This window comes from Bacillus sp. SW14, assembly GCF_047608225.1.
GTDB classification, from domain to species: Bacteria; Bacillota; Bacilli; order Bacillales; family Bacillaceae; genus Bacillus; species Bacillus subtilis_G.
The window spans coordinates 2209248-2234028 of record NZ_JBLKRW010000001.1 but is presented as its reverse complement, the minus strand read 5'-3'; the positions used below and the strand labels follow the sequence as shown (position 1 = coordinate 2234028).

The window sequence follows — 24781 nt, the reverse complement described above, 5'->3', positions numbered from 1 at the left end:
CATCAGTGTTGTTTTTGCCGTCTACGGTAAGCTTCCGGCGTTTGTCCGGTTTTCCTCTTAAACAGCGTGATAAAATATGGTGTATTGGAAAGCCCGACAGACTCACCAACTTCAGAAACTGGGTCATCAAAAGTAGTCAATAACATTTTCGCCTTTTCTATTCGAACATGCTGGATGTAGTCCACCGGGGTCATGCCTTTGAGTTTTTTAAAAGTTCTATGCAAGTGATAAGGGGTACCATGACTCAGAAACGCAAGGACTTCGAGCGTCAACTTTTCATCACAGTGGCTATCCACATATTCGGTTATGAAAGCAATCCACTCCTCATCGGGCAATCTTTGCCCGGTTGGCTTGCACCGTTTACAAGGACGAAAATGTGCGGCTAGTGCCTGATCAGCAGTTTCAAAAAAGCCAATGTTTTCTCTTTTGGGTACTCTTGATTTGCAAGAAGGGCGACAAAAAATCCCTGTTGTTTTCACTGCATAAAAAAATCGGCCGTCATAAGAAGCATTATTATCAACAACAGCCTGCCATTGTTCATCAGAAACAGGGGCAGGTAGAATTGGACTGTCACATTCTGGTTGTTGATTAGTTCGGTTTGAATTCGTTTTCCAATCGTATGTCATTTTGAATCACCTCTAGCTTCAGTATAAACCCGGAAACCCTCAAAGCAACTTATTGAAAGCATTTTAGAATGTAACAGCAAGATAACGAAATGACAATGACGAGTTGTTATGTAATCATACATAGCCTGATTCATATGATTGGAGAGGTTCAAAAATCTGCGGAGCCAGGTATCAGGTCTGAGGTTTGAATTCATCTCGTCACCAGAGCCATATTTTTTGGAAGAGTGGAAAGTGTAGAGAGCGAGCCCTTCAAGATCAATTGCTGAGAACCAATGCACTTCATATTATAATTAATGCTATAAGATGTGAAATACAGTCTATATGAAAAAGCTGAACGCAAGGGTGAATTTCGAGAGGGCTTAATGCCGTATATATGGCCTTTAAGTTGGGAACACATCAATTTCTTAGGAGAATACAAGTTTGAGGGATTACATTCAACAAGTTTATATCCTTTACGTACTTGAAGTAATAAAGAGCCGAATTTGCTTAGCGTGGGTTTTTCTGAAATGCTGGCGGCATGGCTCATAACAATATAATCAATTTCGCACAGAAAAACGGGTGAATGTTCTATATAATATACCATTTGTCACTTGTGAAAACGCTGTAAATTTTTTACGCTAAGATTGTAACATAACAGCTTGATATAGGAGGGAGAACATGAAAAGAACGTGGAACGTCTGTTTAATAGCTTTGCTTAGTGTTCTGTTAGTCGCCGGAAGTGCCCCTTTTCACGCGGAAGCTAAAAAGCCGCCCAAAAGCTACGATGAGTACAAACAAGTAGATGTAGGGAAAGATGGCATGGTTGCCACCGCGCATCCTCTCGCTTCGGAAATCGGTGCTGATGTGCTGAAAAAAGGAGGAAATGCCATTGACGCAGCGGTCGCCATTCAATTTGCACTCAATGTAACAGAGCCGATGATGTCAGGCATTGGCGGCGGCGGTTTTATGATGGTGTATGACGGAAAAACTAAGGATACAACGATCATTGACAGCCGCGAACGCGCTCCAGCAGGCGCAACGCCCGAAATGTTTCTCGATGAAGACGGGAAAGCGATTCCTTTCTCTGAACGTGTGACAAAAGGTACTGCCGTCGGTGTTCCGGGTACGCTGAAAGGGCTGGAAGAAGCTCTGGATAAATGGGGAACCCGTTCAATGAAGAAATTAATTACCCCTTCTATTAAACTCGCTGAAAAAGGCTTTCCGATTGATTCTGTGTTAGCAGATGCCATTTCTAATTATCAGGAAAAGCTGGCGCGTACTGCCGCAAAAGATGTATTTTTGCCAAATGGCGAGCCGCTTAAAGAAGGCGATACATTGATTCAAAAGGATTTGGCAAAAACGTTTAAGCTGATTCGCTCAAAAGGCACTAACGCTTTTTATGAAGGAAAATTTGCCAAAGCACTTTCTGACACTGTGCAGGATTTCGGCGGATCAATGACGGAAAAAGATTTAGAAAATTACGACATTACAATCGATGAACCCATTTGGGGAGACTATCAAGGCTATCAAATCGCCACTACCCCTCCTCCAAGCTCTGGCGGTATTTTCTTATTGCAAATGCTGAACATACTTGATGATTTTAACCTTTCACAATACGATGTCCGCTCATGGGAAAAATATCAACTGCTTGCTGAAACGATGCATTTGTCTTATGCGGACCGTGCATCTTACGCAGGTGATCCCGAATTTGTAAATGTTCCCCTTAAAGGCCTGCTTCACCCCGATTATATTAAAGAACGCCAGCAACTTATCAGCCTAGACCAAGTGAATAAAAAACCGAAAGCCGGTGACCCTTGGAAATACCAAGAAGGATCCGCAAACTATAAGCAAGTCGAACAGCCAGAAGACAAAGTAGACGGCCAAACAACACACTTTACAGTTGCCGACCGCTGGGGAAATGTTGTTTCCTATACAACGACAATTGAGCAGCTATTCGGAACGGGTATTATGGTCCCTGATTACGGCATCATTTTAAACAATGAACTAACGGATTTTGATGCGGTTCCAGGCGGAGCTAACGAAGTTCAGCCGAACAAACGGCCTTTAAGCAGCATGACCCCGACGATTTTATTTAAGGATGACAAACCGGTCCTGACCGTCGGATCTCCTGGCGGGGCCACCATTATTTCATCCGTATTGCAAACCATCCTCTATCACATCGAATACGGCATGGAATTAAAAGCAGCTGTTGAAGAGCCGAGAATTTATACAAACAAGATGAGTTCCTACCGTTACGAAGACGGAGTTCCTGAAGATGTCCTCAGCAAACTAAACGGCATGGGCCACAAATTCGGCAAAAGCCCGGTAGACATCGGAAACGTACAAAGCATTTCTATTGACCATGAAAACGGCACCTTTAAAGGCGTAGCTGATTCAAGCAGAAACGGCGCGGCGATCGGCATTAATTTAAAATGTAAATAAAAGAAAAAAACTGTACTCGCTTTAAACGGGTACAGTTTTTTTGTCTGCAGACTTTATATAATACGCTTCAGTGATACCTGATAAAAATCTCGAAATGCCAAAAGGATGCCGACTTTCTCGGAAATTGCCTGTGCTCTATGTTCAGCTTATGGAGGTAACAGACTTCATCTTTTCATTTCGATTACCTCATCAATAAATCTCTGAAACGCACTCGTCATAAAAAAGTCTTTTCTGTATATAAATACGATCTCTAAATCTTGATACGCTTCGGGAAGCTGATGAGTATATACATTCGTACGATCAACAGCTGATTTCGGAAGCAGGGCCGTTCCCAACCCGGCGGATACTCCTCTTATAATGGCTTCCAATGTACCAAACTCTATGATTTTTTGATTTTGAATGCCTGCTTCCTCCAGCAATCTTTTGACCCTGTCACGATGAGAACAGCCAGCTCCAAAAAAGAGCATCGGCTGCCGAAGCATGTCTTCTGCCGTCCCTTCCCGTGATGAAATCAAAACCAATTCATCACGGGAAACAGGGATTTGTCTGACGTCTGAGTGCTCAACCGGTCCGTATACAAAAGCGCCATCAACTGTATGATCAAGAACCTGTTGAATCAAATTGTGCGTATCAGCTGTATTGACTGATAAATCAACTTCAGGAAAACGATTGAGGAAGCAGGCCGCATGCTCAGGCAGATGTATTACAGCTGTTGTTTCCAACGACCCGATCCGCAAAGGTCCTTTTGGATGCAGGCTCATCTGTGCCGATTTTTCAGCTTCGTCTAACAGTGCTAATACTTGATCCGCATATTGCAAAAGATTTTCTCCAGCAGCGGTCAGCTTCATCCCCCGATTCGTTCGATGAAACAGCCTGATATTCAAATCTTCCTCAAGATTATGTATTCTGGCTGTCACATTCGATTGAACATAATTCAGTTTCTGGGCTGCCTTCGTTATGCTTCCTTCGCGGGCAACAGCCCGAAAAATCTTTAAATCTCTGCTTTCCATAGGAATTCACCTTCTTGCTATGATAAAAAGTGATATCGGCTATCATTTTTGTTCATTTTACTTGAAGAAAACCGCTATGTACAATAGGTGAAGATATGAAAATACAATTCAATGAGGAGGCAGACAGTATGAAGGCTGTAATTCACAACGGGAAAGCCGGACTTCTGGGGGTATCGTTTCAAGACGTTCCATCAAAACAGCCCGGATACGGCGAGGTAAAGGTAAAATTAAAATCTGCAGGTCTAAACCATCGCGACCTGTTTCTTATGAAAAACAACTCTGAACAAGATCCTCATGTGACACTGGGGTCTGACGGCGCAGGTATCATTGAAGAGGTCGGTGAAGGCGTGAAAAACGTTGCAGTTCAAACTGAAGTGATTATTTTCCCGACACTGAACTGGGATTTGACAGAAAATGTACCGTCTGTTCCGGAAATTCTAGGAGGCCCTTCTGACGGAACACTTGCTGAATATGTGATCATCCCTTCACAAAATGCGATCAAAAAACCTTCTTATTTATCCTGGGAAGAAGCAGGCGTGTTACCTTTATCTGCTTTAACCGCTTATCGGGCTCTTTTCACAAAAGCCCAATTGAAAAAAGGCGAGCATCTATTGATACCCGGCATCGGCAGCGGTGTTGCAACCTATGCGCTCTTCATGGCTAAAGCGATCGGGGCGACAGTAAGCGTGACCTCCCGCAGTGAGAAGAAAAGAAAAAAAGCGCTGCAATTAGGTGCTGATTACGCATTTGATAGCTACAGCAATTGGGATGAACATTTGCATGGAGAAAAGGTTGATGTGGTTCTTGACAGTATAGGCCCCGCCCTCTTTTCGGAATATTTCCGCCATGTAAAACCGAACGGCCGTATTGTCAGCTTTGGGGCAAGCTCAGGTGATGTTCTCAGTTTTCCGATGCGTTCTTTATTCTTTCCTCAGATCAATGTATTGGGAACCTCGATGGGAAGCTGTGAAGAATTTCACGATATGCTCGCTTTCATTGAAAAACACCAGCTGCGTCCTGTACTTGACAGCACATATCCTTTAGAAAAAGCATGTGAAGCATATACAAGAATGCAGGAAGGCAGACAGTTTGGGAATATCGGAATCATAATGAAATAAAAAAGAAACCGGCTGTTCAAACAGACCGGTTTCTCTTATATGATAATCCCCTTTATTTACGGAAGAACTGAACTCCCCATCAAATATCGATCCACTTCGCGCGCCACTTCACGGCCCTCATTAATCGCCCATACGATTAAGCTTTGACCTCTTCTTGCATCCCCTGCGGCAAATACGCCATCGATATTTGTTTGATAATCCCCATATGTTGCGCTGATTTTGTTATTTACAGAATCAACACCAAACTGTTTTAACAGCGGCTGTTCTGTACCTTCAAAGCCGATAGCAATGAAAACAAGCTGAGCAGGCCACACTTTTTCCGTTCCAGGCAGCTCGCGGAACTCGTATTTTCCATGCTCATTTTTCACTTTTTCCATTTGAATGGTATGCAGTTCTTTCAACTTGCCATTTTTATCCGCAACCAATTTTTTCGTTTGAATCGAGTATTCTCTCGGATCTCTTCCGAATTTTGCTTCCGCTTCTTCATACGCGTATTCGAGTGTAAAAACGTGCGGCTGTTCAGGCCACATATTGTCATTCGTGCGGGCTGGCGGAAGTTTCGGGTGTTTGCCGAATTGGTGCACGCTTTTGGCTTTTTGCCGCAGAGCAGTGGCCACACAGTCAGCTCCTGTATCTCCGCCTCCGATTACAATGACATCTTTCCTTTTGGCATCAATGAATTGCTTGTCTTTAAAGTTAGAATCTAAATAGCTTTTTGTTGCGAGTGTCAGGTAGTCCATCGCGTAATGGACTCCTTTTGAGTCGCGTCCTTCAATTAATAGATCCCGCTGTTTTTGAGCGCCTGTGCACAGAATCACCGCATCAAATTGCTCCTTCAGCTCATCAGCTGTAATGTCAACGCCGATTTCTGTGTTCGTGACAAAATCAATTCCTTCTTGCGTCAGCAATTTAACCCGGCGTTCTACAATGCCCTTCTCAAGCTTCATGTTCGGAATACCGTATGTTAAAAGACCGCCCGCTCTGTCTGAGCGTTCAAAAACAGTGACGGAATGTCCCGCTTGATTCAGCTGGTCAGCACTCGCCAGTCCGGCTGGGCCCGACCCGACAACGGCCACTTTTTTGCCTGTTCGTTTTTTAGGAATTTTAGGCTGAATCCAGCCATTCTCAAATCCTTTGTCGATTATGGTCCGCTCGATGTTTTTAATTGATACCGCCGGGTCAGAAATCGCTAATGTACATGATCCTTCACAAGGAGCGGGACATACCCGCCCTGTGAATTCAGGAAAGTTGTTTGTTTTCAAAAGACGCTCCAATGCTTCTTTCCATCTGCCCCGGTAGACAAGGTCATTCCATTCAGGAATTAAGTTGTAAATCGGACAGCCGGATGTAAATCCGTTAATGTCCGCACCGATCTGGCAAAACGGTGTGCCGCAATCCATACAGCGCGCCCCTTGCCGTTTCGATGCTTCTTCTGAAAAAGGAGCAGAATATTCTTTCCAATCCTTTAAGCGAGTGAGAGGGTCCCGCTCAGCAGGTTTTTCTCGTTTGATTTCCATAAATCCAGTTGGTTTCCCCATATTCCTCTCCCCTTTCTTACTGTACTACCGCTTGTTTTTGTCCCGTTGACGCTGTATTCTGCTTTGGTTTCGTATTGGCTTCAAATGCGTACATGACAGCTTCTTCATCTGATAAACCTGCAGCTTTTTGCTCTTCGATGCTTGCGAGCATTTGTTTATAGTTTTTCGGAATGACTTTGACGAATTTGTTCACGCTGTCTTCCCATTGGTCTAACAGGTCTGCCGCTTTTTTGCTGTTTGTATAAGCAGTATGTTTTTCAAGCATTGCTTTGACTTGCTGGATTTCTTTCTCATTCACTAATGATTCAAATAAAATCATCTCGAGGTTACATTTGCGTTTAAACGCTTTTGCATCTTCGGCCAATACATAAGCGATTCCGCCGGACATACCTGCCGCGAAGTTTTTGCCTACATCACCGAGAACGACAACACTGCCGCCAGTCATGTATTCACAGCCATGATCGCCGATACCTTCTACAACCACGTTCACACCGCTGTTCCGAACGGCAAAGCGTTCACCAGCACGTCCGTTAATATAAGCTTCCCCGCTTGTCGCACCGTAGAACGCCACGTTGCCGATAATGACATTGTCATCTGACGCGGAATGGAATCCTTCCGGTGACTTAACGATGATTTTACCGCCAGAAAGCCCTTTTCCGACATAATCATTTGAGTCTCCGTCCAAATAAAGCGTCATCCCTTTAGGAACAAAGGCTCCAAAGCTTTGTCCGGCTGATCCGGTAAACTGCAGCTTGATCGTATCTTCCCGAAGTCCTTCTTCTCCATAACGTTTCGAAATTTCACTGCCTGTAATCGTTCCGGCTACACGGTTTGTATTGTTAATTTCAAAGGAAACATCCGCTTCTTTTCCAGACTCGATAGCTTCTTGGACGACCGGGAGAATCTCTGTAATATCTAGTGATTCATCAATTTTATGATTTTGCGGCGATTGGAACGTCCGTACGCCTTCAGGCTGATAAAGCAGGGTAGACAAATCAAGTTGGCTTGCCTTCCAATGCGTCTTCGCCCGTTCACTCACATTGAGTACGTCAGTGCGGCCGATCATTTCATCAAATGTCTTGAAGCCTAACGCAGCCATATACTCACGAACTTCTTCAGCAATGAACAGCATATAGTTCACAATATGATCAGGATCTCCCATGAACTTTTTACGAAGTTCTGGATTTTGTGTCGCTACCCCGACAGGACATGTATCCAAGTGGCAGGCACGCATCATGACACAACCGAGTACAACTAACGGAGCCGTTGCGAAACCGAATTCTTCGGCACCAAGCAAAGCAGCCATAATAACATCGCGGCCCGTCATGAGCTTTCCGTCTGTTTCTAATACAACACGTTCACGAAGTCCGTTCAGCATTAATGTTTGATGTGCTTCTGCGAGGCCAAGCTCCCACGGAAGCCCTGTATGTTTAATACTGGTTTTCGGAGAGGCGCCTGTACCACCGTCGTAACCGCTGATTACAATGACATCGGCAGTCGCTTTAGCGACACCTGCTGCGATTGTCCCTACGCCTGCTTTTGACACCAGCTTCACGCTGATTCTTGCGTCTCGGTTGGCATTTTTCAAATCGTGAATCAGCTGGGCTAAATCCTCAATCGAATAAATGTCATGGTGCGGCGGAGGTGAGATTAATCCGACGCCAGGCGTTGACCCGCGGACATCGGCAACCCAAGGATAGACCTTGTTGCCAGGCAGCTGTCCGCCTTCACCCGGTTTAGCACCCTGCGCCATTTTAATTTGCAGCTCATCTGCATTGACAAGGTAATGACTCTTGACACCGAAACGTCCAGATGCAATTTGTTTGATCGCACTTCTTCTGTCATCGCCGTTTTCATCTGGAACAAAACGTTTTGGATCTTCTCCGCCTTCACCGCTGTTGCTTTTTCCGCCAAGACGGTTCATTGCGATCGCTAAAGCTTCGTGCGCTTCCTTACTCAAGGATCCAAATGACATTGCACCCGTTTTAAAGCGTTTGACAATCGATTCAGCGGATTCGACTTCCTCCAATTTCAGCGGCTTGCTGTTTCCCCCAAATGCAAACAAGTTCCGTAAAAATCCGATGCGTTCTTCATCTGCCGCTTTTGTATACTGCTTAAACAAATTGTAATCATTTCTGCGGCACGCCCATTGTAAGGTATGAATCGTTTTCGGATTAAACGCGTGATGCTCTCCGCCGTTTCTCCATTGGAAGTCACTTCCCGATTCAAGCGTTTTGCTGTAATCATCCTGATACGCTTCCCGGTGGCGGCGCTGTGCCTCTTCGGCAATTGTTTTCAAGTCGATGCCGCCGAGCTGTGATGCTGTTCCTGTGAAATAGCGGTCAATCACATCATGGCTGATACCTACCGCCTCAAAGATCTGGGCGCCTCTGTAGCTTTGTACAGTTGAAATCCCCATCTTGGACATGACTTTGACGACACCTTCAGTAATGCTTTTTCCATATTTGCTGACCGCTTCTTCATAGCTGATATCCAAACGGCCTTCATCAATTTCCTGCTTGTAGGTCGCATAAGCGAGATAAGGGTTAATCGCATCCGCACCATAACCGATTAGTGCTGCGAAGTGATGCACTTCACGCGCTTCTCCTGATTCCACAATAATGCTGACTTTCGTACGCAGCCCTTTGCGGATTAAATGCTGATGCAGCGCGCTGACTGCCAGAAGCGGCGGAATGGGTGTCAGGCGTTCGTTCATCTTTTTATCTGATAAAATTAATAGACTTACGCCTTGGCTGATAGCTTTCTCAGCCTGTGTGAACATGTCCTTTAATCCGCGTTCAAGATCCTCTGAAAACAGCACGTCGATTTTTTGGCTTTTTAAATCAGGATGAACGATCGTTTTCAATGCGTAAAATTGTTCATTAGATAAAACAGGTGTATACAATTTAATCCGGCGAACGTTTCGTTCACTCGGGTGAAGAAGATCGCCTTCTGCGCCGAGCCAAGTCATTGTAGAAGTTACAAGCTGCTCACGAATCGCGTCGATTGGCGGGTTCGTTACTTGTGCAAACAGCTGCTTAAAGTAGTTAAACAGTGATTGCGCGCGGTCTGACAGGACAGCAAGCGGCGAGTCATTCCCCATTGAACCGAGAGGATCTTTGCCTTCTTTAATGACAGGAATTAAATATTTTTGGATATCTTCATATGTGTATCCGAATGCCTTCTGACGAGTAAGAAGATCTGTAAACTGTTCTTCCTCTCTTGTTTCCGGATCAGGATTCACTTGGACAAGCTCTTCTTCAAGCCACTTTTGGTACGGGTACTCAGTTGCAATTTCTGTTTTGACTTCTTCATCCGAGATAATACGGCCTTCTTCCAGGTCGATTAAAAGCATTTTTCCAGGTTCAAGGCGATTTTTATATAAAACGTTTTCCTGTTCTACTTCAATAACGCCTACTTCAGATGAGAAAATAATATAATCATCTTTGGTTACATAATAACGCGCCGGACGGAGACCATTCCGGTCAAGGACAGCACCGATTTGTTTACCGTCAGTAAATGAAATAGCTGTCGGTCCGTCCCAAGGCTCCATCAAAGAACTATGGTACTCATAAAACGCTCTTTTTTCCTTAGACATATGCGTATTTTCCGTCCACGGCTCAGGAATGAGCATCATTGCTGTATGCGCCGGTTTGCGTCCAGCCATCACAAAAAATTCAAATGCGTTATCCAAAATGGAAGAGTCACTGCCGTCAGCATTCAAAATCGGCAGAATCTTGTTCAAGTCCTCTCCAAAGTTTTCAGACACAAATTGCTGCTCGCGCGCTCGCATCCAGTTGATGTTTCCGCGAAGGGTGTTGATTTCACCGTTGTGAACCAGATAGCGGTTTGGATGCGCTCTTTCCCATGTAGGGAATGTGTTGGTGCTGAAGCGTGAATGAACAAGCGAAAAAGCAGAAATGAACGCTTCATCTTGCAAATCAGAATAAAACGCATCAACTTGTTCAGGTGTTAAAAGACCTTTGTAAACAATGGTCTGGCTTGAAAGACTGGCAAAATAAAAATCAAGACCTTCCGTTACTCCCCAGTTTTCAGCCTGTTTACGAATGACATACAATTTTCGTTCAAAAGACAAGTTATCCTTCAGGTCAGAACTTGCACCGATAAATACCTGACGGACAAACGGACAGCTTTTTTGCGCTACTGTTCCGATTTTTCCGACATTTACAGGTACAGTTCTCCATCCAAGAACGGCTTGGCCTTCTTGTTCAATCAGTGCATTGATTTGTTTTTCGATTTTTTTTCTTTCTTCTTCCTTCTTTGAGAAAAAGACCATTCCTACCCCGTAACGCCCTTTTTCCGGCAGATTGATGTCTTTGCACTCTTTTCTAAAGAAAGCATCAGGGATTTGAACCAGTAAGCCGGCACCGTCTCCTGTATCCGGATCACTGCCTTGGCCTCCTCTGTGGTCTAGCTGACAAAGCATCTTAAGCCCTTGTTTGACGATGTCATGAGTCGCTTTGCCCTTTAAGTGCGCGTATAGTCCGATTCCGCATGCATCATGTTCAAATTCAGGACGGTAGAGACCTTGAGCTTTCGGCATTTGATTGTACGTCATAATTCCTCTCCCCCGATCAATTTCCGATAATACCGGTCATAAAATCTAACACTCTATAATCATTGTAGGTTTTCAAAACGATATAAACAATATATAATTTAGATCAAAAGAATCTCAAAATGAGATAGATGGATGTGAGATAAACATGGAGCTGCGCCAACTGCGTTATTTTACGGAGGTGGCTGAAAGAGAACACGTTTCAGAAGCCGCTGATCATTTGCATGTGGCCCAATCAGCAATCAGCAGACAAATTGCAAATCTTGAAGAAGAATTAAATGTGACTTTATTTGAGCGTGAAGGGAGAAATATCAAACTCACGCCAATCGGAAAAGAATTTTTGATTCATGTGAAAACGGCGATGAAAGCCATCGAATATGCGAAAGAACAAATTGATGAGTATCTCGACCCGCATCGCGGAACGGTAAAGATCGGTTTTCCTACAAGCCTCGCGAGCCAGCTTTTGCCGACTGTCATTTCAGCATTTAAAGAAGAATATCCGCACGTCGAATTTTTGCTGCGCCAAGGCTCCTATAAGTTTCTGATTGAAGCTGTCAGAAACCGCGATATTGATTTGGCCTTATTAGGGCCGGTGCCGACGAATTTTCCTGACATAACAGGAAACATTTTATTCACAGAAAAAATTTACGCGCTTGTTCCATTAAATCATCCGCTTGCCAAACAAAAAACGGTTCAGTTAATCGATTTACGAAACGACCAATTTGTATTGTTCCCGGAAGGATTTGTGCTTAGAAAAATGGCGATTGATGCTTGCAAACAAGCCGGCTTTGCTCCTCTTGTTTCTACGGAGGGTGAGGATTTGGATGCTATCAAGGGATTGGTTTCCGCTGGAATGGGCGTTACTCTCCTGCCGGAAAGCACATTTGCTGAAACGACACCTCGTTTTACTGTGAAGATTCCAATTGAGTTCCCTCAAGTGAAACGGACTGTCGGGATTATTAAACCGAAAAACAGAGAACTTGCGCCGTCTGCGAATGACTTTTATGAGTTTGTTATTCAATTCTTCTCTAAGCTGGAGCAGTATCAATAAAAAATCAACCCGAGCTTCGATAAAGAAGCTTCGGGTTTTTTTGCTTTGGTAAATGTTTTTAATTAATAGACAGGCAAAGATAAATCAACATGGCACACAAATGCTTCCTGATCAATGACCGCTTTGTTCATCAGCTCTTTTTTCTTGTCGGGTTCTTGAAGCTGTACAGAAGAATAATTGACGATTCCGAGCCCGATTTCTGCCCCTTGCGAATCCATCAGCCTGACAACTGATCCGTTTTTGAATTTTCCTTTAATCTCCTGTACACCGTCCAGATATAAACTCGATTGCCCGTTTGTTATTTTTCGTGAATAATCATCTGATAAAATCATTTCACCTTCAGGACCGGAATTAAAAGCGATCCACTGCTCCTTACGATTCAACGGAAGCGTTCCCTCAGCTTCAAAATAAGTGCCTTCCGCCTCTTCATGAACGGCTTGATATAAAATATCATCAGCATCTGCCTGACCAAGAAATCCTTTAATGCCGGATGCCATTACAATTTTAAACGCATCAAGCTTGGAGCGCATGCCGCCGGTACCGACGTCGCTTCCAGTGTCACCTGCGCATGCTTCGATATCAGGCGTTATCTCATTCACCAGCTTCATCCTTTTCGCTTCTGGATTTGTGCGCGGATTGCCGTCATATAATCCGTCGATATCTGATAAAATCACAAGCATATCCGCATCGATTAATCCCGCGACTTTTGCTGCAAGCGTATCATTGTCGCCAAACTTGAGCCGATTGACGGTAACTGTATCATTTTCGTTTATAATCGGGATGATGCCGCGTTCAAGCAGTACATTCATTGTATTCCGGACATTATTATATCGATATTCATCAGAAAAATCGCTTCTCGTAATTAAAATTTGGGATGCAACATAACCATGCGCCAAAAACAGCTTTGAATATGCTTCCATCAGCAGGCCCTGCCCGATTGAAGCCGATGCTTGTTTTTCGGGAAGCTTCTCGGGTCTTTGGATAAATCCGAGTTTTCGATATCCCGCCGCCACTGCTCCTGACGAAACCAAAATGACTTCATAGCCGGCGTCTTTTAATTTGACGACCTGGTCGACCAATGCTTCTAATTTCCGAATGCTGATTTCTCCATGAAGACTTGTTAATGAACTGCTTCCAATCTTCACAACGACTCTTTTCATGTTTATATCAGCCGTCACTTTACCACTCCTGACAGCGGGGCCGCTGTTTTTTCGATATTGTCGCTTATTTCCTTTGATCGCTCAGCCGCATGTTTAATCGCTTGAGAAATCGCTTCTCCGCCGCCGCTCTGTTTCAAGGCTTGCAGCCCGGCAGCTGTCGTTCCGTTCGGCGACGTGATATTGTCTCTTAAGACCTCAGGCTGTTCTCCTGTTTCCATGAGCATTTTTGCGGCACCCAAAAGCGTCTGTGCGCCGATGCTTCGTGATAACTGTTTATCAAGGCCCGCTTCCTCGCCTGCCTTCTCAATGAATTCCATTAAATAATAAAAATACGCGGGGCCGCTGCCGGCAATTCCGGTGAATATGTCCATTTGATCTTCTTCGATTGTATAGACTTCACCCATGCATCCGAGCAATGATTCGGCCAGGATTTTCAGGTCTCCTGTCACATGCTCGCCAAGCGCAAGGGCCGTTGCAGAAGCGCCGATCATACTGGATGTATTGGGCATCACTCTGACAACCGGCTGTTGATTAAGCAATGATTGTTCAATAAAAGAGGTGGTTATGCCGGCAAGGACCGACAATATTAATTGATGGGGTTGAATACGTGATTTTAGTGATGACAGAGCGCTTTCGGCGTCTTTTGGCTTCATTGCCAACACGAGCACATCCATATCTTCAATACATAATTCATTCGGTGCAGCGCCTTTGATTCCATATTGAAGTTCAAGTTCAGCTAATCGCTCTGTATTGCTGCGGTTTGTAACGCAGATGTTCTGTTTCGGGATTTTGTTGGCACGAACGATACCTGATATCATTCCTTCCGCCATAGATCCTGCTCCTATAAAGGCTACTTTTTTTTGATCAAAGATCGGTAACATCTCCTTTGTTCGCTTTTTTGTTCGCATTTTCACACGTTTAAAATGTTACCACGTGAGGAAATGTTGTCAAGTAAGAAGGTCATCATTGATTTGTATTGTTTCTTTTCGACAAATATGTATACTGTAAAGCAAAAACACCCAATGGACACTGCTTAGCCGGGTGTTTGTTTATCTTAAAAGTTATCTGAGAGCGCTTTTTCAATCAATTTTTTACAGCGATCCAGCTCAACTTTCAGCTGTTTTTTATATAGTTTGGCAGCTTCGTAATCTTTAAATTGATAGAGGACGACTTCTTGGAGCTTAGCCCCTTCTTTTTTTACTTTGATCTGCTTTAATATCCCGTCATCAAGAAGCTCGTGCAAAGACCGGTAAACTTCTGTATGATTTGGCTTAAAACCAATCTCTTTAAATTCAGACCGAAGCACTTCAAGCAGCTTTAAGCCGTAAAGTCTCTCTTGCTCTGTCATTGTGATCATATATAGTTTCAAAAATGCACGCTGTTTGACTAAAAAGCCTGTTGAACTCCTTTTTTCCTCTTTCATCATAGGCACTCCCTTCTTCTGTCACTGAAAATACGATGTACTAAATATTCAATTTATTCTTTTGTTTTCCTTCTTTATATTAAAGACTGGTATTGCAGAAATCTTATATATAGTGTTTATAAGTGGAGTGGACTAACAAATTTATATGAATATTTAGTACATAGTTTTTTTAGTTCTATTATAACAGATTTTCACTGGTACCATCAAATTAAAATGAATAAAACGACTTTACCGTTAACCATTTATTAACGCGGATGATATCAAACAAAAAAAGCCTGTCGAAAGACAAGCTTCACATTTTTACGGATTAGTTGACCATAATCCAGCTGTTTTAATAAAAATTCGCGGATCTAATTTCAATTGTGCCACCATGTATTCAGCAAGATCCTCTGGCTGCATCACCTTTTCAGGATTACCGTCTGTTAAATTCAATTCAATAGACATATCACTAGCGACAGTGCTTGGTGTTAACGCGCTCACTCTGATATTATGCTTTCTCACTTCTTGCATAAGAGACTCTGTTAATCCGAGAACCGCAAATTTAGAAGCGCTGTAAGCACTTGTCACAGCTGCTCCTCTTTGGCCCGCTGTAGACGAAATATTAATGATGTCTCCGGCTTTGCGTTCGATCATTTCCGGAAGCACCGCACGAGTGACATGGTACACACCCATCAGGTTGACTTGTATAATATTTTCCCACTCATCAGCTGACAGATCTAAGAAGCCGCCAAATTTGCTGATTCCGGCGTTATTAATGAGGATATCGATATCACCGAGCTGTTCCTTCACTTGAGCTACAGCATGGCTAACCTGCTCTGCATCTTTTACATCCGCAGCGGCAAATGCAGCTTTTACACCAAGCGCTTTGACTTCTTCTGCCACTTTTTCAACATTTTCGGCAGTCCGGCCGATTAACCCGATATTCACGCCTTCTTTCGCAAGCGCAAGAGCTGTAGCGCGGCCGATTCCTCTGCCTCCGCCCGTGATAAGAGCAGTTTTATTTTGTAAACTTTGCAATTGAAGCACCCTTTCTTTGTTTACATATGTACGATTCCACATTATAAGTACAAAAGATCCAATACGCAAATCAAACGTACTGAGCAAATATGATGTCTTTTGATTAAAAAAGCGAAATTAGGGTAATGACATAAGAAAAGGAGTGAACATATGGTTATTGTTTATATCAGTCTCGCAGTATTAGCTATTTCTATCATTTTCTTAGGGATTAATGTGATTCAAAACAAGAAAAAAATAGATCCTGCACTAAAGGAGCTCACCTCTGTTACGCACGCTATGCAAAGACAAGTCAATGGATTAAAAATCGAGGCGCAGCTGCTGACACAAAAACAAAAGAAGATTCAGCAGGATGTCCAAATGAAAAAAAACGCCTTTCAGCAGACAGCAGCTGAAGTGAAAGAAGTTCCTCAAGCAGTCAAAGAGGTGTGGCAGGCACGACATTTTAATAACAGATAAAGATGAATGGTATCCCGTTGTTACGATCAGAATGGACAATGGGATATCATTTTTTTGAGGAGGCTTACACATGATTGTAAACCGCAGCTGATTAGAAGCGTTCACAGAGAAACTCCATACTCTTCCTCCTTCTCTTACAAAGTCCGATTGACTTACTGCTCACCCAGCACAGCCTCCGGAACTTTTTATTTTCTGCCTTCATGGCTTCTCCCATCCATCAGGCGTGAACGGCCATCGTTTGAAACAGTTTAGCAAAAACAAAGAGCAATTAAAAAGACAAATTCATTCCTTTGCTTCCTCAGTTTTGAATTCATTATAGAAAAGAGGAAATAAAAGGGATATGATAAACAAAAACACAAACTTGGGGAGTGGTTGAATGTTTCCTGTGTTAGAAACGGATCGGCTTACACTTAGGCAAATCACAGATCAAGATGCAAAAGCCATTTTTGCTTGTTTTTCAAACCATGGAGTGACACGCTATTACGGACTTGAAAACATGGAATCTATAGAAGAGGCTACTTCAATGGTTCAAACGTTTGCCGCTCTTTATCAAGAAAAACGCGGTATACGGTGGGGAATGGAAAGAAGAGACACCAAAGAATTGATCGGAACAATCGGCTTTCACGCTTTGGCTAAAAAGCATAGGCGTGCAGAGATCGGTTATGAAATCATCCCGGCGCATTGGCGAAACGGATTTGCATCAGAAGCTATTTCAGAGGCTGTATCCTACGGGTTTGCTTGCCTTGGCCTGACGCGGATTAGCGCAGTTGTATTTACCCAAAATGAAGCATCAAATCGACTGCTCTTAAAAATGGGATTCGAAAAAGAAGGCGTCTTAAGACAGTACATGTATCAAAATGGAATCCCTTATGATACAAATGTATATTCTATTTTAAAATCAAGCGAATGAACGGACATTCTCTTGATCTGAATTTACATTCTCTTCTCTTTAAAATGTCCGATTCATGACCTGCACAAGTTATGACACCTTAATTCTCGATCACTACCTTCCGGATTTTAACAAAAAACAAAGAAATGCATAGCTTCCTATGCATTTCTTCAGGCTGTCGAGAAAATCTCGACAGCCTTTATTTTTTCCTTAAAATATCCATTCTCCTGTAATAAAATAAAAGAAAGACTAAAAAGGACGGTGTCTTTCTTATGTTTCACACAAGAAATTCTTCTCAAAGCGCTGCCGAATTTGTTCTGCTTGACCAACTCGTCGAAGAGGATCATTTGCTTCGAAAAATTGATAAACACATTGACTTCTCTTTTATCATTGAAAAGGTTAAGCCCTACTACAGCGAAAACAAAGGCCGCCCCTCACTCGATCCGCTGATTTTATTCAAAATGATGTTTATCGGATACCTCTACGGCATCCGTTCAGAAAGGCAGCTTGAAAAAGAAATTTACTACAATATGGCGTATAGATGGTTTTTGGGACTGAATATCAATGACCCAGTTCCGCACCACTCCACCATCAGCTGGAACAGACGCACACGCTTTAAAGATACAACTATTTTCCAAGACATTTTTGATGAGATCGTTCTTCAGGCCATCAATCATGATGGTGGGCGGACGTGTCCTTTTCACCGATTCAACTCATCTGAAAGCCAATGCCAACAAGCACAAATACACAAGAAAAACGATTGAACAGGATACACAAAGCTATATCAAAGATTTAAATGAAGCCATCCAAGAAGATCGGGAGGAGCACGGAAAAAAGCCATTACCGGCCAAAGAGGAGGTGAAAGCTGAAAAAGAGATCCGCCACAGTACCACTGATCCGGAAAGTGGATATATGTATCGTGAAAACAAACCGGAGGGTTTCTTTTACTTAGATCACCGAACAACGGATATGAAACATAACATTATCACCGACGCCTATGTCACGTCTGGAAATATCCATGATTCTGTGCCTTACCTTGACCGATTAGATCACCAAATTGCACGATTTAATTTTGAAGTAGAAGCCGTCGCTCTTGATTCTGGTTATTTAACGACTCCGATCTGTAAAGGATTAGCCGACCGCCATATTTTTGGCGTTATTGCCCATAGACGATATCACCCTACTAGGGGCTTGTTTCCAAAATGGAAGTTTCATTATGACAGTGAAAAAGACAGTTACATTTGCCCGAACCAGCAGGTACTTACATACTCAACAACTGACCGAAAAGGCTACCGGTCATATAAATCAAATCCTGAAACCTGTTCCGCATGCCCATTACTTAAGCAATGCACAAGATCAAAGAACCGCCAGAAGGTCATCACCCGGCATGTATGGGAGGACCACAAAGAAAAGGTCAGACAAAATCGTTTGTCTGTTTCAGGGAAAACACTCTATAAAAAAAGAAAAGAAAAAATAGAGCGAAGCTTTGCAGATTCAAAACAGCTGCATGGGCTTCGCTATTGCAGGTTGAGGGGAAAACGGAATGTGAGTGAACAAGTTCTCCTCACAGCGGCATGCCAGAACATGAAGAAGATTGCCACATACCTAGCCAAGCAGGGCTAGGTATGTGGGAGCTCTTTTTCTGCTTTTGAAATCAGCTGAATATCTAAAGAAATACTACAAAACAAAAAAGCTTGTAGAAAAAACATCGTTTTCTCTACAAGCTGAAGAAATGCATAGCTTCCTATGCATTTCTTGTTCTTTCTCCCCTATTCATAAATTCCTTTATTGACCCTTTTTCTTGTAATAAAACCTCCAAGGAAACAAAACACAGCTGACCACTTCAGAATGAAGAATTCGTGTATGATAAAGAAGTCTCAGATTGGATGTCAATCACATTTTTCAGAATTGACGTTATCATCCAAAATGTTATAATTCTTACAAAATATCTAAGAGAGGAACTGGGCCATGAAATCTTTCGCCACACAACAAAACGGCATTTTCAAATCGGTTTGCTCGCTGGACTGCCCGGATCAGTGCGGATTGTTAATACATAAAAAAGACGGAAAAATTGTGAAAGTGCAAGGTGATCCCGATCATCCTGTGACCGCCGGAAACATATGCAACAAAGTTCGAAACATGACGGAGCGCATCTATGATGAAAAGCGGCTGACGACACCGCTCAAACGAACAGGTGCGAAAGGCGGGGCAACATTTGAACCGATTTCTTGGGAGGAGGCGATCGATACCATCACCTCACGCTGGAAACAGCTGATTGATAAAGAGGGAGCTGAAAGCATACTTCCTTACAGCTTTTACGGAAATATGGGCAAATTAACAGCTGAAGGAATGGACCGCCGCTTCTTTTATCGTCTGGGCTCAAGCCAGCTTGAACGGACGATTTGCAGCAAAGCGGGATCTGAGGGCTATAAATATACAATGGGTATAGGTGCGGGAACCGATCCCGAGGAAACCATTCATACGAAACTATTTATTTTTTGGGGAATCAACGCGGTCAGCACAAACATGCACCAAATCACAATTGCCCAAAAAGCTCGAAAACAAGGGGCCAAAATTGTCGTGATTGATGTGCATAAAAATCAAACAGGGCGTCTCGCAGATTGGTTTATTCCTATAAAACCCGGAACCGACAGCGCACTGGCCCTTGGCATCATGCACATTTTATTTAAAGAAAACCTTCATGATGAAGCGTTTTTGTCTGAATACACGGTCGGCTATGAAGAGCTCCGTGAACACGTGAAACAGTATGATCCGGAAAAGGTATCGCTGATCACCGGTATCAGCACCGACGATATATACCAGCTGTCAAGAATGTACGGCGAAACCTCCCCTTCTTTTATCAGAATCGGAAACGGACTCCAGCATCATGATAACGGCGGGATGATTGTAAGGACGATTGCCTGTCTTCCGGCGATCACCGGCCAATGGCTCCACACAGGGGGCGGCGCAATAAAACATAACAGCGGCATTTTAGAATATAACACGAATGCCTTGCAGCGGCCTGATTTACTGAAAGGGCGAACGCCGAGATCGTTTAATATGAATCAGCTTGGCAAAGTGCTTTTGGAACCAGATCCGCCTATTCGCTCTCTTTTTATTTACGGGACGAATCCTGCCGTTGTCGCGCCGGAAGCGAACAAAGTCAGACAGGGCTTGCTGCGGGAAGACTTGTTTACTGTGGTTCATGATTTGTTTTTGACGGAAACGGCTGCATATGCGGACATTGTACTGCCTGCGACATCAGCTTTTGAAAATACTGATTTTTATACTTCCTACTGGCATCATTACATTCAGCTTCAGCAGCCGGTGATTGAGAGATATGGAGAAAGCAAATCAAATACTGAGGTGTTCCGATTACTGGCTGAAGCAATGGGATTCACAGACCAGGAGCTCAAAGATTCCGATGAAGAATTAATCCGTCAGGCGCTTGACCATCCAGATAATCCGCATTTGGCGGAGATTGATTACGATTCACTAAGTAAGCATTCATTTATGAAAGCGAAACGCGAAAAGCCGCTGTTTCCATCCGAACTTCCGACTCCAAGCGGAAAAATAGAATTATATTCAGAAAAAATGGTGCAAGACGGTTTCCCGGCTTTACCGACACATACGTCTCTTGCAAGCGATGACGAACATCCGTTTATGTATGTTCCGGGGCCAAACCATAATTTCTTAAACTCAACGTTTTCCAACAATGCAAAGCACATCAAGCTTGAAAAGACGCCAAAGCTCTTTATTAACACAACTGATGCTGAAAAATACGGAATCGTTGATGGAGACCCTGTACGAATTTGGAACAGCCGGGGAGAATGTGAACTGGCTGCTGCAGTCGGAGAACAAGTGCTGCCAGGTGTCGTAGTCAGCCAAGGGTTATGGGCGGATGAACCGGGAAAAAAACAACTCGTCAACGCGCTTACCCCAGACCGCTTATCCGATATGGGCGGCGGCGCAACCTTTTTTTCAGGCCGCGTACAAATAGAAAAGGCTTAAAAGAAACCGTCAGAGCACATTCTGGCGGTTTTTTGGTTTAAAAATGAAACCTGGCGTATGCTCAGCTCGTATAACCTAACATCGACATAATGGAGGCATGCATATGGACGTTTTTTTAGGAATCGGTATTGCTTTGGCTGGATATTTTATCGGTGAAGGCTTAAAGCAAATGAACCATTCAAAAGCATCTGAAAAAAGTGATACCTTGCTTATAAAAGAACGAGATATTTACTATTACATCGGATATTTTTTAGGAATAACGACAGCAGAGGCAAAACAGTTAGCCGGAGACATGACAGACCTGCCTTACATTGAAGTAAACGGAAAAAAGTATGTGCAAAAACATCTGTTAAAAGAATGGACATTCACATTAGTTGAGAAACATCAGGGTGAATAAAGCAAAGTCCGCGAAGAGCGTATTCATTAGAGACGCTCTTCTCAGTGACTTTTATTTTAAGTAAACTTATCAAGTACATGATGATTGCCTTAAGACCAAACGTTGTATTCAATTTTGCGGTTTTGGCTGAATGTTTCAATCCATATCTGTTTTGAGCTCCATTAGGCAGACAAATGCTTCAATCTGTTCGCTTTTTCAAACACAAATTTATTTTTTATAAATTTTACATATTAAAGCATATACCCTCTTCGATTTCTCCCCTTTATGATAAGGATGCACTCATCTAAACAAGTGACAGCCGTTTCAAATCCGCAAATGTACTAACGAAAGAGTTCAAAAATGATGTTTACCCATATGAAATAATACGATAGGTTTGCCAATCAACAAAATAAAGCGAATGAATACCTGCCTAACTGACAGAATAAGAAGAGTTGATATTCAACACTTTTCGTAAAGGAGTGAAACCTATGAGTAAAAAAGGAATTCAAAATTCAAGTATTGAACAAATAAGAAATGACCATGAGACTGAGACAGCTTTTAAAGCAGATGATCCTAAAAAACATGGTTCTGATCCTAAAAGAACAAGATAAGTTTTTGCATGAATCCCGTATGACACGATAAAATTTCAACAATCTGGAGTGAGTAAAGTGACGCAAAAAAATGGAGCAGACAGACCGGATGACTACAAAAGATATTCTTCATTAGACAAGGAGTATGATTTTCAGCAGTCTTTAAACGCAGGTGATAAGACAGAGAATGTAAAAACTGAAAACCACACTCATAATAAAGAAAACATAAATGACACCACGGAAGTTGCTGGAAGATTTTTCGAACCTTCCGATTATAAAGGAACCACGCAATTGGAAAAAGGATTGGCTGAAACTCATGAACAAGTCAGTGATGACTATTTTGAAGGAACGATTGATCAAAATTTGGACTAGTCATTCAAACGGAGCTAGCTTTAAAAAGCAAGTCAGCTCCGTTTGAAGAAACAATCACAATGAAAATGACGATCCCCAGCTCCCCCATAAACATAAAACCCCACCGAATAAGATGGGGTTTAAAGAAATGCAACCTAATTAATATTTAAAACGATTAATGACGGTTTGAAGTTCTTCCGCCAACTGGGATAGAGATTCAGCAGCATAGGAGATTTCCTCCATTGAATTGAGCTGTTCCTGTGATGACTTCGCAACCGCTTCTGTATTTGCTGACGTTTCCTTTGTGCCAGCGGCCAATGTATGAACTGTATGCTGAATCACTTCAACACCCGATGTAAGCTGTTGAGTTGCCGCTGCCACTTCTTGTATTTGCGAAGCGACTTGTTCCACAAGGTTCAATATTTCATTGAAATTCCCTGTTGTCTCTTGAGAAAGAACAATACCTGAGCTCACATTTTTTTGAACAACCTTGATATTATTCACCGTTTCAACTGATTCATTTTGGATGGTTGTTACCACCGATTGGATGTGATTGGCAGATTTATTTGTTTCATCGGCCAATTTCCGAACTTCTTCGGCCACCACAGCAAAACCTTTTCCTTGCTCTCCGGCTCTGGCCGCCTCGATCGCTGCATTCAAGGCCAACAAATTTGTCTGCTCGGATATATTTGTGATAAGCGAAGAAATATCACTGATTTCTGCTGTGCTTGATACCAATGCCTGTAAACCATTGCCGGCTGAATCTACAGATGTATCAATGAACTTCATCTGCTCTAACATTTTGTTAACGGATTTAGACCCTATTTCAGCTTTATCTCTCATCGAAGAAGAAAGATCCGCTATGTTACCTGTATTTGAAGCAACAGATGAGAGACTGTCTAATAATTCACTAATGGATTCCGCACTTTTTTCTGTCATTGAGCTTTGTTTTACATTGCTGTCTGCAGCCATCTGCATGGCTCCGGAAATATGCTCAGAAGTTGATTTTGATTCTTCCGCGCTTGCCGATAATTCTTCGGAAGATGCGGCAACTTGTTCAGATGAACTGCTGATCTGCTTCACAATTTGTGTTAATGATTGGGTAAAAGAATTGAAAGATTGAGCAAGCTGACCAAATTCGTCTTTATTTTTCACAATGACTTTTTTAGTTAAATCAGCGTCTCCGTGAGCAATTTCCTCCAGCTGCTTATTCATGCTTCTCAATGGCACCATAATAGACTTTAACAGCAATAAACTTAAAACAACGCCTAACATAATTGATATCCCTGTGACAATGCCGATGAACCATTGACTCATTTCCCCATTGGCGCGTATTTCACCTTTTAAATCCTCGACCTCTTGATCCAGATGATCAGAAAGCTTATCGACAGCCGGATCTAGGACTTCTTTTCTTAACGTTCTTTCTTCTTCAAAATGGATGGTTTCCGCTTTTTTAGGATCCGAAGAGTAGGCTTTTACCACTTGCTGATTTAAAGCTCTATACTGAGTGAAACTTGTCTTAATGTCTTCCATATTTGATTGATCATTCTCTTCATCAACCAAGTCATTGACCCGATCAAGGCTCTTTAAGACATCGTCTGCTTTTTCCTTCATTCCCTCGTCATATTCTTTGTCACCGGTAATCAGAAATCCTCTTTCATCATTTGATAAACCGGTCAATCGATATTGGATGTGTTTCATTTCTTTTTGGAATTCCATTTTGTCTTTAAGTTCTTCATTCTTTTTCACAGTAGAAGAAATCATAAAAACTGAGGAGCCTCCAATTCCAATGATTGAAATAACTAATATTGATATAATCCCCAGCAATTTTGTTTTCACTTTCATGTGTCGATTCCCTTTCTGCACTATGTAATGTTCGAGCATTTAAGTGTAATTCACTACACCCATGTCAATAATATCGACAGGTTTAATAAAGTTTATAGTGCTATCAGCATGATGAACAATCCAATTATTTGCATATCTGGACATGGCAGAAAAACCGTGCGAGACATCTGCTGCCTTGTCTACTTAGGTATTTCAAATTGTTCTTTTTCACTGCTTTTATTAAGGCATACTAAAAAAGGCTTTTCCGATTTCAAATAGACTGAACAGGCTGTTCTTTCGAAAATATAATGACAATACACAGCTATTTGAAGGAGGAAACGTCA

General features: G+C 42.6%; 19 protein-coding genes and 1 pseudogene. 11 read left to right on the top strand and 9 right to left on the bottom strand.

The window, feature by feature from the left end; genetic code table 11:
* Positions 1–2: 2 nt before the first annotated feature.
* Positions 3–626 carry a bifunctional transcriptional activator/DNA repair enzyme AdaA gene (locus tag ACMX2I_RS11930; RefSeq protein WP_414957048.1) on the bottom strand — a complete coding sequence of 208 codons (624 nt, stop codon included), beginning with the start codon at positions 624–626 and terminating at the stop codon, positions 3–5.
* Positions 627–1283: 657 nt separating this feature from the next.
* Here ACMX2I_RS11930 and ggt point away from each other — a divergent pair.
* On the top strand, positions 1284–3047 hold the full coding sequence (gene ggt / locus ACMX2I_RS11925; RefSeq protein WP_414957047.1) for a gamma-glutamyltransferase: 1764 nt from the start codon (positions 1284–1286) through the stop codon (positions 3045–3047).
* A gap of 164 nt (positions 3048–3211) precedes the next feature.
* Here the strand turns inward: ggt and ACMX2I_RS11920 are convergent, their stop codons facing one another.
* Positions 3212–4057, bottom strand: coding sequence for a LysR family transcriptional regulator (locus tag ACMX2I_RS11920; protein ID WP_414957046.1), 846 nt, complete (start codon positions 4055–4057; stop codon positions 3212–3214).
* A gap of 128 nt (positions 4058–4185) precedes the next feature.
* On the opposite strand from ACMX2I_RS11920, the gene ACMX2I_RS11915 reads away from it, so the two are divergent.
* Positions 4186–5175: a zinc-binding dehydrogenase gene (locus ACMX2I_RS11915; protein WP_394716235.1), complete on the top strand. Its 990-nt coding sequence runs from the start codon at positions 4186–4188 to the stop codon at positions 5173–5175.
* 56 nt (positions 5176–5231) lie between these two features.
* Here ACMX2I_RS11915 and gltD read toward each other — a convergent pair whose 3' ends face one another.
* Both gltD and gltB read right to left on the bottom strand, forming a co-directional pair.
* On the bottom strand, positions 5232–6713 hold the full coding sequence (gltD, locus tag ACMX2I_RS11910; RefSeq protein ID WP_414957045.1) for a glutamate synthase small subunit: 1482 nt from the start codon (positions 6711–6713) through the stop codon (positions 5232–5234).
* Between the two features lie 16 nt (positions 6714–6729).
* The gene (gltB, locus tag ACMX2I_RS11905) at positions 6730–11292 is read right to left on the bottom strand and encodes a glutamate synthase large subunit (RefSeq protein WP_414957044.1); all 4563 of its coding nucleotides are present in this window, start codon (positions 11290–11292) and stop codon (positions 6730–6732) included.
* A 145-nt stretch (positions 11293–11437) separates the two neighbouring features.
* Here gltB and gltC point away from each other — a divergent pair, with 145 nt between their 5' ends.
* Positions 11438–12340: a glutamate biosynthesis transcriptional regulator GltC gene (gene gltC / locus ACMX2I_RS11900; RefSeq protein ID WP_087991902.1), complete on the top strand. Its 903-nt coding sequence runs from the start codon at positions 11438–11440 to the stop codon at positions 12338–12340.
* 62 nt (positions 12341–12402) lie between these two features.
* Here gltC and proB read toward each other — a convergent pair whose 3' ends face one another.
* The 4 genes from proB to ACMX2I_RS11880 all read right to left on the bottom strand — a co-directional run bounded on the left by proB (position 12403) and on the right by ACMX2I_RS11880 (position 15940).
* Positions 12403–13518 (bottom strand): glutamate 5-kinase, encoded by a 1116-nt coding sequence (gene proB, locus ACMX2I_RS11895; RefSeq protein ID WP_148961669.1) that lies wholly within the window; start codon positions 13516–13518, stop codon positions 12403–12405.
* On the bottom strand, positions 13515–14408 hold the full coding sequence (gene proC, locus ACMX2I_RS11890; RefSeq protein ID WP_414958330.1) for a pyrroline-5-carboxylate reductase: 894 nt from the start codon (positions 14406–14408) through the stop codon (positions 13515–13517). The genes proB and proC overlap by 4 nt, the downstream gene beginning before the upstream one ends.
* A gap of 146 nt (positions 14409–14554) precedes the next feature.
* Positions 14555–14923 carry a replication termination protein gene (rtp, locus tag ACMX2I_RS11885; protein WP_003220337.1) on the bottom strand — a complete coding sequence of 123 codons (369 nt, stop codon included), beginning with the start codon at positions 14921–14923 and terminating at the stop codon, positions 14555–14557.
* A 300-nt stretch (positions 14924–15223) separates the two neighbouring features.
* Positions 15224–15940 (bottom strand): 3-ketoacyl-ACP reductase, encoded by a 717-nt coding sequence (locus ACMX2I_RS11880; RefSeq protein ID WP_414957043.1) that lies wholly within the window; start codon positions 15938–15940, stop codon positions 15224–15226.
* Positions 15941–16090: 150 nt separating this feature from the next.
* Here ACMX2I_RS11880 and ACMX2I_RS11875 point away from each other — a divergent pair, with 150 nt between their 5' ends.
* The 8 genes and pseudogenes from ACMX2I_RS11875 (at position 16091) to ACMX2I_RS11840 (ending at position 22634) form a co-directional block, all read left to right on the top strand.
* Complete coding sequence (locus tag ACMX2I_RS11875; RefSeq protein ID WP_087991898.1) at positions 16091–16396, top strand: DUF948 domain-containing protein; 306 nt, start codon at positions 16091–16093, stop codon at positions 16394–16396.
* A 149-nt stretch (positions 16397–16545) separates the two neighbouring features.
* Positions 16546–16729 (top strand): annotated as a pseudogene (locus ACMX2I_RS11870) (hypothetical protein); the annotation flags it as partial.
* A gap of 43 nt (positions 16730–16772) precedes the next feature.
* Positions 16773–17306 carry a GNAT family N-acetyltransferase gene (locus ACMX2I_RS11865; protein ID WP_414957042.1) on the top strand — a complete coding sequence of 178 codons (534 nt, stop codon included), beginning with the start codon at positions 16773–16775 and terminating at the stop codon, positions 17304–17306.
* A gap of 251 nt (positions 17307–17557) precedes the next feature.
* Positions 17558–18908 (top strand): IS1182 family transposase gene (locus ACMX2I_RS11860; protein ID WP_414957041.1). Its coding sequence is split into 2 segments (ribosomal slippage): positions 17558–17964 and positions 17963–18908, totalling 1353 coding nucleotides; the frame shifts between segments, so codons are not numbered across the junction.
* Positions 18909–19253: 345 nt separating this feature from the next.
* Positions 19254–21296 (top strand): molybdopterin oxidoreductase family protein, encoded by a 2043-nt coding sequence (locus tag ACMX2I_RS11855; RefSeq protein ID WP_414957040.1) that lies wholly within the window; start codon positions 19254–19256, stop codon positions 21294–21296.
* 103 nt (positions 21297–21399) lie between these two features.
* On the top strand, positions 21400–21693 hold the full coding sequence (locus ACMX2I_RS11850; RefSeq protein ID WP_414957039.1) for a hypothetical protein: 294 nt from the start codon (positions 21400–21402) through the stop codon (positions 21691–21693).
* A 467-nt stretch (positions 21694–22160) separates the two neighbouring features.
* A complete protein-coding gene (locus ACMX2I_RS11845; protein WP_087991891.1) occupies positions 22161–22283 on the top strand; it encodes a biofilm-forming protein in 123 nt (40 codons plus the stop codon).
* A gap of 57 nt (positions 22284–22340) precedes the next feature.
* On the top strand, positions 22341–22634 hold the full coding sequence (locus ACMX2I_RS11840) for a YozQ family protein (protein WP_087991890.1): 294 nt from the start codon (positions 22341–22343) through the stop codon (positions 22632–22634).
* 138 nt (positions 22635–22772) lie between these two features.
* Here the strand turns inward: ACMX2I_RS11840 and ACMX2I_RS11835 are convergent, their stop codons facing one another.
* The gene (locus ACMX2I_RS11835; protein WP_414957038.1) at positions 22773–24458 is read right to left on the bottom strand and encodes a methyl-accepting chemotaxis protein; all 1686 of its coding nucleotides are present in this window, start codon (positions 24456–24458) and stop codon (positions 22773–22775) included.
* Between the last annotated feature and the right edge of the window lie 323 nt (positions 24459–24781).